This window comes from Sessilibacter sp. MAH1 (assembly GCF_054658315.1).
Genome location: NZ_BAAGIC010000013.1, coordinates 144,694 through 160,365 on the forward strand (window position 1 = coordinate 144,694; position 15,672 = coordinate 160,365).

The following is a 15,672-nucleotide window of genomic DNA, read 5'->3' on the forward strand; positions in this document are numbered from 1 at the left end:
AACTCATCCAACCTTAAAACACCCGTTATGAGCACTGCTTTTTGGCGCAACGTTTAATGACTCACTTTTTTGACGCTTTATATGATGATCAGCTTGCCGCGATAAACGGTGACCAAGCAGATGTTTGGGTGGCCTACAGCGGTGGGTTAGATTCAACGGTGTTACTGCACTCGCTGGCGGAGTACGCGAAGCGTAATCACACGGGTTGGATTGTACGAGCGATTCACGTCAATCATGGGCTAGCGCAAGACGCCGATGCGTGGCAGAAGCACTGTGAAAATTTCGCACAATCACTAGGTATTGAAATTCAGTCTTCCAAAGTGCTTGTGCGTGCCGATGGCGAAGGCATTGAAAACGCGGCCCGTGAAAGCCGTTATGCAGTGTTTCGCCGTTTTGTTAAGCGCGGTCATTACTTGTTAATGGCGCATCATTTAGGTGATCAAGCCGAAACCTTGTTGCTGCGCCTAATGCGTGGCGCCGGTGTAAAAGGTTTGGCAGGCATTCCTGAAGACCGACCATTAAGTGCAGATGCACAAGCATCTAGCGGAACTCTTATTCGACCTTTATTGACGACACCGCGTTCAACGTTGGAAGAATATGCTCGGGCGTTGAATTTACGTTGGGTCGATGACCCCAGTAATACACAGAATCATTTTGATCGTAATTTTATTCGTAATCGGGTTTTACCCTTGTTGGCGACTCGCTGGCCGGATGCCAACCAGCAATTGACTCAAAGTGCGCGGCATTGTCGCAAAGCCTTGGGTTCTTTATCTGAATTAGCAGAAGATGATTGGCGCATTCTTGAGGGGCGACTCGAAAAAGCCAGTGTTTCAGTCTCTATCGCGCGGCTGAAAAACCTGTCTGAGAATCGCCAGTTTTATGCGTTGTCTTTGGGCTGTGAGAAACTTGGTTTGCCGCCACTCAATCAACAACAGTTTCGTGATGTTCAAACGCAAATTCTTGCTGGCGAAACCGTATTTGGCACTCCGTGTGTGCGTTTGAACCCGCAATTTGCTGTAACTGGCTTTCAAGGGCGACTGCATTTTATTGAAACCCAAATACTTGAGGCCACAAATGCAAACGTGGCGGTGGGTAATTTAACCTTGGGCCTTGAACAACCAATTTACCTAAATGGCTGGCAGCTGCGATTACAACCTCAAGGGCATCTTAACAGTCGCTCAGGGAGTTTTACGGTTTCGTTTCGCCAAGGAGGTGAGCGTGCTCATCCATCGTTTCGGCATCGATCGCAAACACTGAAGAAGGTTTTGCAAGAGCAATCTGTAGAGCCTTGGTTACGTGCCTGTGTGCCTTTGATTGCTGACCCCCAAGGTTTGGCGGCGGTCGCGGATTTTTGGGTTGAAAAAAGCGCTTGGTGTGCAAATTCAGAAGAGGGTTATTCAGTGATTTGGCAATATCAGAGTGATTGGTACCAGTCTGTTAAAGCTTTGAGGAACGTCTGATTAATACGAACTTCACCGATACCTTTCTGACTCCATCAAAAAAGATGCCTGAGTTGGCTCTTAATTTTCTTGATTCGGCCGCATTGTGAAAATCGGTTATACAATTATTTGCTAGCTCTTTATGAGTGTTTGTTGATAAAAACATTATAAAGAAGGAGTGGTGAGTGGACGAGTAACGGTACTGGTCATTAGTTGTCTAGGCCTTTGTTTTGGTTAACTTTCTTGGTTGAGAACGGCCAAAAATGTTGTTCCAATCAGCAAACAAAAGCCTCTAAGCTATTATTAATTGAGGCAAAAGTTCGAATCTGGTAATCTGGCGCCCCATCTTGGAGATGGGTAGTAATTCCCGCCAGTTGCCAAAAAAATTCGTTCGTTTTACGCAGAATTTAAACGCGATAAGACAAACCCTACCTTGGTTTGGCAACACGATTACGGCTGATTCTGCTCCTTCTGCTAGACACGAGATTTATTCGCACAAAATTCAATTCAACACAGTGCTCACAGGTCAATCAATGACACGCTATTTGTTTGTAACCGGCGGTGTAGTTTCATCGTTGGGTAAAGGTATTGCTTCCGCATCTCTCGCGGCGATTTTAGAATCGCGCGGTTTAAAAGTGACCATTCTTAAGCTTGATCCCTACATTAACGTGGATCCAGGTACCATGAGTCCGTTCCAGCATGGCGAGGTTTTCGTAACCGACGACGGCGCTGAAACCGACCTAGACCTTGGTCATTACGAGCGCTTTATTCGCACGCGTATGACTCGCCGCAACAACTTCACTACCGGTCGTGTCTACGAGACTGTACTTCGTAAAGAGCGCCGAGGTGATTATTTAGGCGGCACCGTTCAGGTGATTCCACACATTACCGACGAAATTAAACGCCGTATTATCGAAGGCGGCCAAGACGTTGATGTAGCGCTTGTTGAAATCGGTGGCACCGTGGGTGATATCGAGTCGCAACCGTTCTTAGAAGCCGTTCGGCAGCTTAAAATTGAGTTGGGTGCCAAGCGCGCGCAGCTAATGCACTTAACCTTGGTGCCTTACATCGCCACTGCTGGCGAAACCAAAACTAAGCCTACTCAGCACTCTGTAAAAGAACTTCGCTCCATTGGCCTTCAGCCCAACATTTTGTTGTGCCGTTCTGAGGTAGAAGTTGACGCAGACTCACGCAAAAAGATCGCGCTATTTACCAACGTTGAAGAACGTGCGGTGGTGCCTTTAGCCGATGCTAGAACCATTTACGCCATTCCTAGAATTTTGATGGAGCATGGTCTTGATCAAATCGTTCTAGAAAATTTTGACATGCAAGCGCCTGAAGCTGACTTGAGCGAATGGGACCGCGTGGTAGAAGGTAAGCTAAATCCAGAGCACAAAGTTACTGTAGCCATGGTTGGTAAGTACATGGACTTGCCAGACGCCTACAAATCATTGATCGAATCGCTAATTCATGCCGGTATTCACACCAGTACGCGTGTGAATATTAACTTTATCAATGCAGAAGACGTTGAAGAGCAAGGCATTGAACTGATCAAAGACGCCGACGCGATTTTAGTGCCGGGTGGTTTTGGCGAGCGTGGTTTGGATGGCAAGTTAACCGCCGTTCGATACGCGCGCGAGAACAACATTCCTTATCTGGGTATCTGTTTGGGGATGCAAACCGCGGTTATCGAATACGCACGTAACGTGGCCGGTTGGACCGATGCTAACAGTACCGAGTTCAATCAACAAAGCCAACACCCGGTTATTGGTTTAATCACCGAGTGGTTGGATTCTACCGGTAAACGCGAAACCCGCGATGAATCCTCTGATTTGGGCGGTACCATGCGTTTAGGTGCCCAAGAATGTCGCTTGGTAGAAGGCAGTAAGAGCCGTGATATCTACGGTAGCGAAATGATTGTCGAGCGCCACCGTCATCGCTACGAAGTTAACAATAACTTCCTTGATGGCCTTCAAAAAGCGGGCTTAAAAGTAGGCGGTTGGTCTGCTGATGATAATCTGGTTGAGATGATTGAATTGCCAGAGCATCGTTGGTTTGTGGCGTGTCAGTTCCACCCAGAATTCACCTCAACACCGCGCGATGGCCATCCGTTGTTTAAGAGTTTCGTTTTAGCGGCACTGGATTACAACCAATCAAAAGGCTGAGCAGATGGAAACTCTGGGTAAACCAGAGTTTCTTGACGTTTACTCACGAGCGCCAGATTCGCCGAATTTAAAAAGAGCAAGAGAGTTTCATGACAACATCGAACAGCAAAACGGTAGTTTCTGTAAAAGGTATTGAGGTGGGCAACCATCTACCTATGGCATTATTTGCCGGAATGAACGTGTTGGAGAGTCGCGATCTCGCCATGCAGGTTGCAGAAACCTTCAAAACTGCAACCGACAAGTTAGGCATTCCCTACGTATTCAAAGCGTCTTTCGATAAAGCCAATCGCTCTTCCATTCATTCCTACCGAGGTCCAGGAATGGAAGAAGGTTTGAAGATTTTTGAAGACGTAAAAAAAGCGTTTGATGTACCGGTAATCACCGATGTGCATGAGCCCTATCAATGTCAGCCGGTTGCAGAAGTCGCCGATGTGATTCAGTTGCCAGCCTTTTTGGCTCGTCAAACCGATTTGGTTGAAGCTATGGCCAAAACCGGTGCCGTAATCAACATTAAAAAGCCGCAATTTATTTCGCCGCCGCAAATGAAAAACATCGTTGAGAAGTTTCGTGAATGCGGTAACGATCAACTGATTTTGTGTGAGCGCGGCAGCTGCTTCGGTTACGACAACTTAGTGGTTGATATGCTTGGCTTTAAAACCATGAAAGACGTTAGCCATGGTGCGCCAATTTTATTTGACGTAACCCACGCCTTGCAGTGTCGTGATCCTAACGGAGCGGCTTCTGGTGGTAGACGTGAACAGGTTGCCGAACTGGCTCGCGCCGGTATTGCTGTGGGTATTGCAGGTTTGTTTTTAGAAGCGCATCCAGAACCGGCTAAAGCAAAGTGTGACGGCCCAAGTGCGTTGCCATTACAGTTGGTTGAACCTTTCTTGGCGCAAATGAAAGCCTTTGATGACCTGTTAAAGTCTCAACCTGAATTGATTATCGAGTAGTTTTGTCGGCTTTAGATGGTACAATTCGCACCTGACTAAATTTATTCTTCAAGCGAGCGCTGAATATGGACGGTTTGCCTCGCTTGTAGCCTTTCAACATTAAGACTCAAGTCTTTACTTTTAAATTTAAATGCTTGGAGCTAACGCATGACCAAGATCGTTGATATCAAAGCTTTTGAAGTGCTTGATTCCCGTGGCAACCCAACCGTAAACGCCGATGTTATTCTAGACTCTGGCGCTGTGGGTTCAGCTTGTGCACCGTCTGGTGCTTCTACCGGTTCGCGCGAAGCGCTTGAACTGAGAGATGGCGATAAAAGCCGTTACCTAGGCAAAGGTGTATTGAAAGCCGTTGAAAACATCAATACCACCATCAAAGATCTTCTTGTGGGAATGGACGCAGCCGATCAGCGTGCAATCGACACGGCAATGATCGAAGCAGACGGTACCGAAAATAAAGCAAACTTCGGTGCTAACGCTATTTTGGCGGTTTCACTGGCGGCGGCAAAAGCCGTTGCTATTGAAAAAGGCATTCCTTTGTATCAGCACATTGCCGATATCAACGGTACTTCTGGTCAGTACACCATGCCAGTACCTATGATGAACATCCTTAACGGTGGTGAGCACGCTGATAACAACGTTGATATCCAAGAGTTTATGGTGCAGCCAGTTGCGGCCAAATCATTCTCTGAAGCACTTCAAGTCGGTGCCGAAATCTTCCATTCACTGAAAAAAGTATTGGTTGCTAAAGGCTTAAACACCGCTGTGGGTGATGAAGGCGGCTTTGCACCAAACCTTTCTTCTAATGCCGAAGCATTGGCTGTTATCAAAGAAGCCACCGAAGCCGCGGGTTACAAGCTGGGCGAAGACGTAACGCTTGCCCTTGATTGTGCGTCTTCTGAATTCTACAAAAATGGTCAATACGATCTTTCTGGCGAAGGTAAAGTGTACTCTTCAGAAGGCTTCACCGATTTCTTGGCTGAGCTTTGCGATCAATTCCCAATTATCTCCATTGAAGACGGTCAAGACGAGTCTGATTGGGATGGTTGGAAGTACCAAACCGAAAAGTTGGGCGAAAAGGTTCAATTGGTTGGCGACGATTTGTTTGTTACCAACACCAAAATTTTAAAAGAAGGTATTGAGAAGGGCATTGCTAACTCAATTCTGATTAAATTTAACCAAATTGGTTCTTTGTCTGAAACTCTAGACGCGATCAAAATGGCCAAAGACGCTGGCTACACGGCAGTAATCTCGCACCGCTCTGGCGAAACCGAAGACACCACCATTGCCGATTTGGCCGTTGCTACCGCAGCAGGGCAAATTAAAACCGGTTCTCTCTGTCGTTCAGACCGCGTTGCCAAGTACAACCGTTTGTTACGCATCGAAGCCGAATTAGGAACTGATAAAGCTCCTTACCGTGGTAAAGCGGAATTTACAGCGTAAGCATTGAGCGTATGAAACAGTTTCGGTCATCGCCGGAGCTGTTTCGAGTTCACATTAATAATTCGTAACCCTTCTCAAATTAAACTTTTTGCCTTAACGTCCATCAAAATTTCGTGGTTTACATCCGAACAGTTGTTGGTTCGGCTAAAATCTTATTTGTCGTAATACATTGTTGGTGCCTATGAAAGTAACCATCGCCATATTAACCGTGCTGCTTTTAATTCTGCAGTTTCGTCTATGGATTGGTGAAGGTTCACTGGCTAATGTTGCGCAACTAGAAACCGCCATCAGCGAACAAAAAACCCTAAACAGTATTGACGCCGAGCGTAATCAAACACTCGAAGCCGAGATTTTACTGTTAAAGAGTGGCCATGAGTCAACCGAAGAAATTGCTCGTGAGCAGCTCGGTATGATCAAAAACGACGAGACTTTTTATTTGGTTGTCGATGAAAAACCAGCCGAAAAAAAGCGCTAAGCTCCCTTCTTTTGTAAACCCCTAGTTGTGTCTGCTTCCATCTTATGAATGAATCTACGAAATTCTGGGCGGTAATACCTGCGGCTGGAATCGGCTCTAGAATGGCAAGTGATATTCCCAAACAGTACCTGAATATTGCCGGTAAAACGATTCTAGAACATACGCTCTCCATTTTTTTAAACAGTCCTAAAATACACAAAGTGGTAGTGGCCATACGGTCAGACGATTCATTTTGGCCAAATACTGCAATAGCTTCGGAATTTTCTGAAAAACTGGTGACCGTTACCGGTGGCAGCGAGCGTGCAGATTCGGTATTAAATTGCTTGAACTATATAAAAAGCTTAGGCGATAACAAGAGCGACTGGGTTTTGGTGCACGATGCGGCGCGGCCCTGTTTGCAATCTTATGAATTGCATCGAATGATGGATTCTTTGCAAATTGATGACGTGGGTGGGCTAATGGCACTCCCGGCCTCTGATACAATCAAGTATGCAAAGGCGTTTGTTTCTGACGTTAACGATCAAAGTTCTCAAAACACGGCTTTTGCAAGTGTAGAAACTACGTTAGATCGCAAGCGAGTTTGGTTGGCACAAACGCCGCAAATGTTTCGGCTAGAGGTATTACACAACAATATCGCCAAAGCGCTTGCGCTAGGTTTGCCTATTACCGATGAAGCATCTGCCATGGAAATGGCTGGGTTCAACGTTAAGCTTTACCCAGGTAGAAGCGATAATCTTAAAATAACGGTTGCCGAAGATTTACGTGTCGCTACGGCTATTTTGTCGCAATCTTAGAGCATTATTTACCGGCAGATTTATCGCCAAATTGCGTTCTCATTGACGTGTTATTTTAGTGTTTATGAGTCTGTAAGAATTCTGATCAAGCAATTATTTCTGATAACATTATTGGCGTTTGTGAGGATTTGGCGCAAAACAAACTCCTAAAAATAAACACATACGGCGAGTAGAGGATACCCAATGAGAATTGGACAAGGATTTGATGTTCACGCTTTTGGTCCCGGCGATCACATTGTTATTGGTGGTGTAAGCATTCCTTACGAGTGCGGTTTAGTGGCACATTCGGACGGCGACGTACTACTTCATGCATTGTGTGATGCGCTTTTAGGTGCTGCCGCTTTGGGTGATATTGGTCAGCATTTTCCCGATACCGATCCCGCTTTCAAAAATGTTGATAGCCGCGACCTGCTTCGAGAAGTGTATCGAAAAATTCAAGAAAGCCAGTATCAACTGGTTAACGCCGATATGACCATTGTTGCCCAAGCTCCAAAAATGGCACCGCACATATCAGCAATGGTCGAAAAAATTGCCTCCGACCTGCAAACCTCTATCGATACAATCAACGTGAAAGCCACAACAACCGAACACCTAGGGTTTACCGGCCGTAAAGAAGGCATTGCCGCGTTTGCGACGGTACTGCTGCAAAAAGTCTAACCAATATGAATCGGTTTAAATGTTTAACTGAGCATTATTAAACTTATCTGCTAATAAAGTTATCAGCTAATTACTTCAGAATTAGAGAAATAATTAGTGGTTTATCTACTTATTAACCTCTTGGCTTTAGTCACCAATTGCTGCGATTAAAGCCCATTAATACAGAGCTTGTCTTTTGGATTCATCTAATCAAACCCCCGCTGATCAAACTCAACCATCCGGCCCTTTATTTGATATTAATTTCCCAAAAGCATTTGGTGAGCTGAATACTTTTGCAAAATTCAAAGAACAGCCCGGCGATTTTTTTGTGCAAGAAGTTCTCGAAACAGAATTTGCAGGCACAGGCGAGCATGTTTATTTGTTTATCGAGAAGGTTGGCCAAAATACCCATTGGGTGCAAAAAGAGCTGGCCAAATTTTGCGGTGTAAACTCCAGTGATATTGGTGTTGCCGGGCTAAAAGATCGAAATGCAATTACCCAGCAATGGTTTAGTATTTATTTGCCTAAAAACCAAGATAAAAACTGGAGTGAATTTAATTCCGAATTTTGGACGGTAAAAGACGTTCGCACGCACACTCAAAAATTACGCAAAGGCTCACACACACAAAACTATTTTCGCATTTTGTTGCGAGAACCGAGCTTTGTTAACAGCACGAACGACGCAAGCTCGTCAAATTTAACCAGCCTACAAGAAATTCTTGATAGTAAATTGCAAAAAATCCAGAGCGCGGGTGTGCCGAATTATTACGGAGCACAACGTTTTGGGCATGATGCGAATAACTTGTCTCTGGCGAAAGATTGGTTTGAGGCCGGTAAGAAAATAAAAAATCGCACGCTAAAAGGATTGGTGTTATCGGCAGCACGCTCTTATTTATTTAATACTGTATTAGCAAAGCGAGTTTTAGAAGGAAATTGGAATAAACTTGTTGATGGTGATATTGCTGATCCAACAAACACTCAGTTTCCGACCGGGCCTTTGTGGGGGAGAGGACGCTTAGCCACGGATTCGCTCGCGAAAACCCTCGAGCAACAAGCCCTAGAAACATTCTCGGTTTGGATTGATGCGCTGGAGCATCAAGGATTATCTCAGGAGCGACGACCGCTGGTGTGTTTGCCCGAGGAAATGACTTGGTCTTGGCAAGAACAGAACTTAGAGATTTGTTTTTCACTAAAACCCGGTGAATTTGCTACGTCAGTTCTGGGTGAGTTATTAAGAGTTGTTGAGCCTGAACATCGAGATTATTAACGCGTACTTATTTTGTTAATTGTAAAATAATTTATTGCGATTAATTTTTAGTGCTGAATTTTTTTGTCTTTCGCCCTTTGTACAGACTTTTAATCACGAACAATTACAAAGGGCGAAGAGTTACTAGCTGAGCAAGCATTGGCAAGAAGTTTTAACGATTAGTTTAAGCTCTGTCACGAAATGAAAGATCACGATCTTTTTGTAGTGAACTGTAAATTTGGCAGCGTTCTTTTAATGCTTGATGAAGGTTGTTGCGATGTTCGAATTGCTCGGAACCGGCGAACTCTATTGCTGAAATAAGCTTTTCCAATTTGCTAATTTCTTTCTCTAAGGTTTGGAGAAGAATACGGTTATCTAAACTTTTAGTCCCTACAAGTGTCGTGCTTTTATTGGTTTTTTTCATTTCCCAGCCCTAATGATTAGTAGAAAATATAGAAATTCGCACTTACGTATAAGTAGGTGTAGCTCATGTGAGAAAAATCTCACACTGTGTAGGTAATTTTTTAGAATACTTTACACTTTTGTATTAATTGAGTGATCAGTTACGGGTATAAAATAATTTACTAATAAAAATTGTTTGAGGTTCTTCGCTAACTGTTCGGTTTTTTCATTAACTTAAAATATTAAATTCGCGTTGAATCACTGAACAGCCACATAAAGTTAGATTATTGTGCCAGTTTGAAAGTACGAAACTCTTAATTTAATTATTTGCTTAACCAGTCAGAATTGTTACTGACTAATTATTTCCAGCTTAACCTGAATTTGTGGTCTAGGTTATTTTATAAAGACAATTTCTTTGTAAAATTAACACTAACCAATCGGTTAAACTGAGAACCGGCTGACTAATTATTTGCGAATTTGGTAACAGGGTGTGGTTGAAGGTTATGAGTGAAGAAAAATTCGACATTGTGTTTCGCGGAGACATTGTACTTGGCAGTAATCTGGTTCAAGTAAAGGCTAATTTGGCCAAATTGTTTAAATTACCAGCGCCAAAAGTCGAGGCTCTATTTACCGGAAAATCGGTAGTGCTCAAAAAACAGCTCGATAAAGAAACCGCTAAAAAATACCAAGTTGTTTTAACCAAAGCTGGCGCTCAGGTTTCGGTTGTTACTAACCAAACTAATATTCCCGCCAAACCCAAGACCCGTAAGCTTACCCTTGCGCCGGTAGGTGCTAATTTAATGCCGCGTGGTGCTAGTGCAAAAGAAGGGCAAGCTGAAGCCGAAGAAATTGATATTTCTGGCTTTAGTTTAAAAGAAGCCGCTGGTAATTTGGTTGACCATACGGAGCTGGCTCACGAACAAGCCGTTGAGGTTGCATTACCCTCTTGGAATTTAGCGGAGACAGGCTCTGATTTAGGCCAAGCGAAACGTTCTGAGCCCGAAAAAATTGTGCAACCTCCAACCTTAGACATAGCCGAAGCTGGGGCAGACTTAGGGCAAAAACCCTCTAATGTCGCGCCTGTTGAAGTAGGAGACATTAACTTTGATGTGGCACCGGTAGGCTCGGACATGGGCGAGAAAAAATCCCATAAAACACCACTCAACCCTAAAATCGACCACCTTAGCCTTTCTTAAAAAGGTTCTTTCTCACCCTGTAATTAGCGCCATATTTATAGATGTATTGCGCGCCAAAGGCTTGGTAGAAATATCAGTGCGATATTTTCCTATAAGAATCAATCATATACATTAAGAGTGTTCCCCGCACACGCGGGGCTAAACCGACATCGTTCGAGAGGGTGACAACTCCGTTAGAGTGTTCCCCGCACACGCGGGGCTAAACCGTTGTGGTTTTAAAACCCTAATAATCTAATATCGTGTTCCCCGCACACGCGGGGCTAAACCGTGCATCTAGAAGTTGATTTCTATATTCAAAATGTGTTCCCCGCACACGCGGGGCTAAACCGAGCAATAACTTATAAAATCCAGCCACTTTCTGGTGTTCCCCGCACACGCGGGGCTAAACCGCCAACCTGCCGGTCTGCTGGCCAACAATGACCGTGTTCCCCGCACACGCGGGGCTAAACCGATTTTGGCGGAACAGCACTGAAGAAAGTGATTGTGTTCCCCGCACACGCGGGGCTAAACCGCACAATGATTCGCATGCAGTATCGTTAAAGAGGTGTTCCCCGCACACGCGGGGCTAAACCGCGGGTCATATAATGACTAAAAGAGATCATGCGGTGTTCCCCGCACACGCGGGGCTAAACCGGCATAACCATTAATTAATGCTGGAGAAAACTCGTGTTCCCCGCACACGCGGGGCTAAACCGGCCTGGTTTATGCTGAACAAGTGATTGTTCATGTGTTCCCCGCACACGCGGGGCTAAACCGATCAAAAATGTTTCTGTACCCGGCTATGAGGTGTGTTCCCCGCACACGCGGGGCTAAACCGTCGGTCGGTGAACTCAAGGAAAAGATGCTTGTGTGTTCCCCGCACACGCGGGGCTAAACCGCACTGAAGATTTTAGATCTAGGGTGTTGGATAGTGTTCCCCGCACACGCGGGGCTAAACCGGGAATACGGGTTTGAATTTGAAGACGACAACAGTGTTCCCCGCACACGCGGGGCTAAACCGCTTTTTGCACGACTTGGCGAAGAGAAAAAACCGTGTTCCCCGCACACGCGGGGCTAAACCGTTGTGTGCAATGGGTATCTGATACCCATTATAGTGTTCCCCGCACACGCGGGGCTAAACCGACGACACGTCACGACAGCATGAAAAGTGCATCGTGTTCCCCGCACACGCGGGGCTAAACCGTTGTGCCGTCTGGTCTATGTAGTTTTTCTGTTGTGTTCCCCGCACACGCGGGGCTAAACCGGTGCTCAACGACCACGACCACAATCTACCCGGGTGTTCCCCGCACACGCGGGGCTAAACCGCACTTGTAATTTGTGATTGTCGCTTTTGATTTGTGTTCCCCGCACACGCGGGGCTAAACCGAGTTTGCAGAGTCTGAGCGTAAGTCAGAGTTTGTGTTCCCCGCACACGCGGGGCTAAACCGTGGATCGCCTAACGGGTGATGTTTTGCCCGATGTGTTCCCCGCACACGCGGGGCTAAACCGACTATGCGTTTCGTCTGGCGGTAGAAAGAATTGTGTTCCCCGCACACGCGGGGCTAAACCGTATTAGCGTTATAGATCATACCCATAAATTTTGTGTTCCCCGCACACGCGGGGCTAAACCGCCGTCAGGCAAACCAGAATTCAAATCGAAGTCGTGTTCCCGCACACTTGGGATGTTTTACTCATCAAACCGAGATAACCAACGCTGGGTAAATCCATCGTCATCTATACCTGCGGGATCATCAAATAAAGAGTCGTTGATCTCAGCGCGCGTTGGTTTTAGCGCACGACCTAAATTAATATATTCTTGAGGAATAAAACTGGGCGAACCAATTTGCGGCACGCTTCCAGCTTGAAAAATAACGCCGTTACTGTAAGGGCAAGATAGTGTGGTTGGGCCAGCGTTCGCTAACACGGACTGTGCACCACCGGCTTTTTCGAGAATACGATTAGAAACTGCTGTTAGAAAAGCAATGGATTTAGTGCCATCGCCAAACTCATTGCATGTCGTCGATAAGTTATAAGCGTTAAAACAAGGATAGTTAAATAGCTGTGATCCTATAACGGAATGTGAAGCATTCATTCCACCAACATCAAAGGGTTCAATAAAACTAGGGCCGGCATAGGCATGTTCAACTTCCATAGCATTGCACATAGAGACAAACTGCTGAATGAAACCATCCAGGCCGATTTTATCAAGAAAAGAAAGTGGATAGGTAATCAGTAAATGCCCTAAATACGACTGCCTTTTCGCTTTAATACAGTCACTGCTTAACGACCAAAATTGCGCTTTGCCTTCTTCGCCACCCGCCTCAATTTCATAATCCGCTTCTGGGTCTACCATTGCCTCGACCAATGCGGGATCAATATTTTCTCCGGGCGTTAAACGACGCATGACGCGATCATTAGCAACCGCATAGCTGCGAAATTGCCCTTGAGCTTGTGTTAGATAGGTTTGTACGCAATCGGCCATTGCTCGAACACGACCGGGTTGACCGGGGCCACCAATATAAAACTCCATCGCTAGACCTAAAACGGCGGCGGGATCGGCATCCGAGAAATTCACGACTGGTTCTTGAGTGATATGTTGGTAGTTGAATGTCGTCATTTTATTGATCCGATTGTTTACCCATCAAACCGAGATAACCAACGCTGGGTAAATGCTTTGTTGTCTTTCCCTTCAGGATCATAAAATAAGGTCTTACTAAATTCTGCACGTGTCGGTTTTAATGCTCGACCTAAATTAATATATTCTTGAGGGATAAAATCAGGGGAACCAATTTGGGGAATATTGCCTGCTTGGAAAATCACACCGTTACTGTAAGGGCAGGATAGTGTGGTTGGGCCTGCGTTAGCTAAAACCGCTTGTGCACCACCGGCTTTTTCGAGAATACGATTAGAAACTGCCGTTAGAAAAGCAATGGATTTAGTACCATCGCCAAAATTAATTCCGGTTGTTGTTAAGTTATAGGCGTTAAAGCAGGGATAATTAAAGAGCTGCGAGCCTATAACTTCATGGGATGCGCCCATGCCACCTACATTAAAAGGCTCAATAAAACTCGGGCCAGCGTAGGCGTGCTCAACTTCCATGGCATTGCACATTGAGACAAATTGCTGAATAAATCCGTCAAGTCCGATTTGATCGAGAAAAGAAAACGGATAGGTTATCAATAATTTACCCAAATAATTCTGTCGCATTACCGTATTTAAGTAAGCGCCCAATGACCAAAAACCTGCTTTATCTTCTTCAATGCCAGCCTGAATCTGAAAGGTATTTTCAGGATCGGCCATTTCGTATATAAGACTCAGGTCGATGTTCTCACCATCTTTTAAATCTTGCATTTGGCGGTGTTTATCCAACATGTATTGTTTTAATTTTCCGCTAGCTTGTTTTAAGTATATTTCAACACACTTTGCCGCATTTTCTATTCGTTTACCTTGACCGGGTCCGCCGATATAAAACTCCATCGCTAAACCTAAAACGGCAGATGGATTACCACTTCTAGGATAGTAGACAACAGGCTCTTGCGTGATAGTGCTGTAATCAAATGTTGGCATTCTAAGTTTCCTTAAATAATTTGGCCGGGTTTTTTGCAGTTACAGGCTTTCTCTCTATCTTGAAGCTTTCCTCCAATGCGATAAATGTCGTAGTTCTCGATCCCTCCGGCAATTTCTTCGTAAGCTTCGTCTTGAGCATAATCTCTACTATCGCTTCTAAATTTATACTCTATCACGCGTTCTATATTATCAGCGGTAGGTGGTTTGGCGGGATTTTTCACAATGGTTAAATCCGGCCTTCGAATATAACCCTTTCCCGGTTTATAGCCCTCTACCTCTTTTGTGCGAGCCATCCAATTATGCGATGGTTCTGTGCAGTCTGGGTTATTAGGATTTCGGTGCATTATGGGTCTCGGTATACCATCGGTCTCCATACCCATATCAAAAGACACCTCAGACTTATACCGGCTTTTGTAGTTAAGCGCAGCGTCGGCAGTTGCAAAAACGCCATGTACACAGGCTTGATACAAATTTTGATCCGACGAGCCTGTGCTAGGATTTTGATTGCAACAACAGGCAACGCTGCACAGAACCGATTGATCCAAAGCCTTTTGCTTTTCGATGGGTTCTGTGGGTAATTCTGTTTGAGTTTCGCTAATAATCAGTTCTTCGCGAGTTGCCTTGCCGGAGGCGAGTTTGTTTTTAAAATCGTTTTTCACTTGCTCAGCGTGGATTTGAGTTTTTTTAATTTCTTCGCTGATACGATTTGTGATTACAGCCATCTCGTTCATTGAAAAACTTTCTGAATGTGACAGTAGTGTGCAAGACATAATATGACCCACACAAGAATCTTGGCATTGCGTACTCATAATTAACATTACCTAGTATCGAAATCCATTTTAATCTAGGTGCAGGTTTATAAATTTAAATCGCAGAAGAAATAATTTTAAGGTGTTAATAAAATCACATTTTTAAGTTTTATTGAAAATAATCTCTAATGCTTATTTGTGTTGATCAAAAAATTTTAAGAGGTGAATCGGAAAATAGTAAAAAGACCTTTGTGTTCCCTGCGCACGCGAGGTTGATTTTAAAGTTTGTGTCTATTTTTCAGGATGAAATTAATTTATTACCGTTCTTATCAATGGAGTTTGTAAATTTTTTTGAATTTATTTTTTCAATAAATTTAGTTTTTGTGGATTTTTTTAAAGAGCAATAGGTATTTTGGTTGCGAGCTTTTGAGAGGTTTATGCAAAGGAAGAGGCTTGCGATTTTCTAGAGATAAAATAAAGGCCAGTAATTTTTACTGGCCTTTACTGAGAGAGTGACAAGTTGATGTCGATTTAAAAATTAATGTATTTAAATTTAGGAACCTCTGATTAACTCATCCTTGATTTAATCAGAGGGAAGAAATTGAAAATGTGATTTCCAATTTCTTCACAA

General features: G+C 44.4%; 13 protein-coding genes and 1 CRISPR repeat array. Of the genes, 9 read left to right on the forward strand and 4 right to left on the reverse strand.

The window, feature by feature from the left end; translation table 11 throughout:
* The first annotated feature begins 56 nt into the window (after positions 1-56).
* The 8 genes from tilS to truD all read left to right on the forward strand — a co-directional run bounded on the left by tilS (position 57) and on the right by truD (position 9,169).
* Entirely contained in the window at positions 57-1,460 is a 1,404-nt protein-coding gene (tilS, locus tag ACYQ28_RS13775; RefSeq protein WP_460050765.1) for a tRNA lysidine(34) synthetase TilS, read from the forward strand.
* A 512-nt stretch (positions 1,461-1,972) separates the two neighbouring features.
* On the forward strand, positions 1,973-3,604 hold the full coding sequence (locus tag ACYQ28_RS13780) for a CTP synthase (RefSeq protein WP_460050763.1): 1,632 nt from the start codon (positions 1,973-1,975) through the stop codon (positions 3,602-3,604).
* A gap of 89 nt (positions 3,605-3,693) precedes the next feature.
* Entirely contained in the window at positions 3,694-4,557 is an 864-nt protein-coding gene (gene kdsA, locus ACYQ28_RS13785; RefSeq protein WP_460050761.1) for a 3-deoxy-8-phosphooctulonate synthase, read from the forward strand.
* Positions 4,558-4,704: 147 nt separating this feature from the next.
* Positions 4,705-5,997 carry a phosphopyruvate hydratase gene (eno, locus tag ACYQ28_RS13790; protein WP_460050759.1) on the forward strand — a complete coding sequence of 431 codons (1,293 nt, stop codon included), beginning with the start codon at positions 4,705-4,707 and terminating at the stop codon, positions 5,995-5,997.
* A gap of 181 nt (positions 5,998-6,178) precedes the next feature.
* Complete coding sequence (locus ACYQ28_RS13795) at positions 6,179-6,472, forward strand: FtsB family cell division protein (RefSeq protein WP_460050757.1); 294 nt, start codon at positions 6,179-6,181, stop codon at positions 6,470-6,472.
* 44 nt (positions 6,473-6,516) lie between these two features.
* Positions 6,517-7,266: a 2-C-methyl-D-erythritol 4-phosphate cytidylyltransferase gene (ispD, locus tag ACYQ28_RS13800; protein ID WP_460050755.1), complete on the forward strand. Its 750-nt coding sequence runs from the start codon at positions 6,517-6,519 to the stop codon at positions 7,264-7,266.
* Between the two features lie 183 nt (positions 7,267-7,449).
* Positions 7,450-7,923 carry a 2-C-methyl-D-erythritol 2,4-cyclodiphosphate synthase gene (gene ispF / locus ACYQ28_RS13805; protein ID WP_460050753.1) on the forward strand — a complete coding sequence of 158 codons (474 nt, stop codon included), beginning with the start codon at positions 7,450-7,452 and terminating at the stop codon, positions 7,921-7,923.
* A 175-nt stretch (positions 7,924-8,098) separates the two neighbouring features.
* Positions 8,099-9,169, forward strand: coding sequence for a tRNA pseudouridine(13) synthase TruD (gene truD / locus ACYQ28_RS13810; protein WP_460050751.1), 1,071 nt, complete (start codon positions 8,099-8,101; stop codon positions 9,167-9,169).
* A 163-nt stretch (positions 9,170-9,332) separates the two neighbouring features.
* Here truD and ACYQ28_RS13815 read toward each other — a convergent pair whose 3' ends face one another.
* The gene (locus ACYQ28_RS13815; RefSeq protein WP_460050749.1) at positions 9,333-9,572 is read right to left on the reverse strand and encodes a hypothetical protein; all 240 of its coding nucleotides are present in this window, start codon (positions 9,570-9,572) and stop codon (positions 9,333-9,335) included.
* A 481-nt stretch (positions 9,573-10,053) separates the two neighbouring features.
* On the opposite strand from ACYQ28_RS13815, the gene ACYQ28_RS13820 reads away from it, so the two are divergent.
* Entirely contained in the window at positions 10,054-10,746 is a 693-nt protein-coding gene (locus ACYQ28_RS13820) for a hypothetical protein (protein ID WP_460050747.1), read from the forward strand.
* Positions 10,747-10,863: 117 nt separating this feature from the next.
* A CRISPR array of direct repeats spans positions 10,864-12,356; the repeat unit is 29 nt; unit sequence GTGTTCCCCGCACACGCGGGGCTAAACCG.
* Positions 12,357-12,412: 56 nt separating this feature from the next.
* Here the strand turns inward: ACYQ28_RS13820 and ACYQ28_RS13825 are convergent.
* Genes ACYQ28_RS13825 through ACYQ28_RS13835 form a run of 3 tightly spaced genes read right to left on the reverse strand, consistent with a single transcriptional unit; the run spans position 12,413 to position 15,101 of the window.
* Positions 12,413-13,342, reverse strand: coding sequence for a type VI immunity family protein (locus ACYQ28_RS13825; RefSeq protein WP_460050745.1), 930 nt, complete (start codon positions 13,340-13,342; stop codon positions 12,413-12,415).
* 17 nt (positions 13,343-13,359) lie between these two features.
* Positions 13,360-14,292: a type VI immunity family protein gene (locus tag ACYQ28_RS13830; RefSeq protein WP_460050743.1), complete on the reverse strand. Its 933-nt coding sequence runs from the start codon at positions 14,290-14,292 to the stop codon at positions 13,360-13,362.
* Positions 14,293-14,303: 11 nt separating this feature from the next.
* Positions 14,304-15,101, reverse strand: a complete 798-nt coding sequence (locus ACYQ28_RS13835; RefSeq protein WP_460050741.1) for a hypothetical protein — start codon at positions 15,099-15,101, stop codon at positions 14,304-14,306.
* Positions 15,102-15,672: the final 571 nt, after the last annotated feature.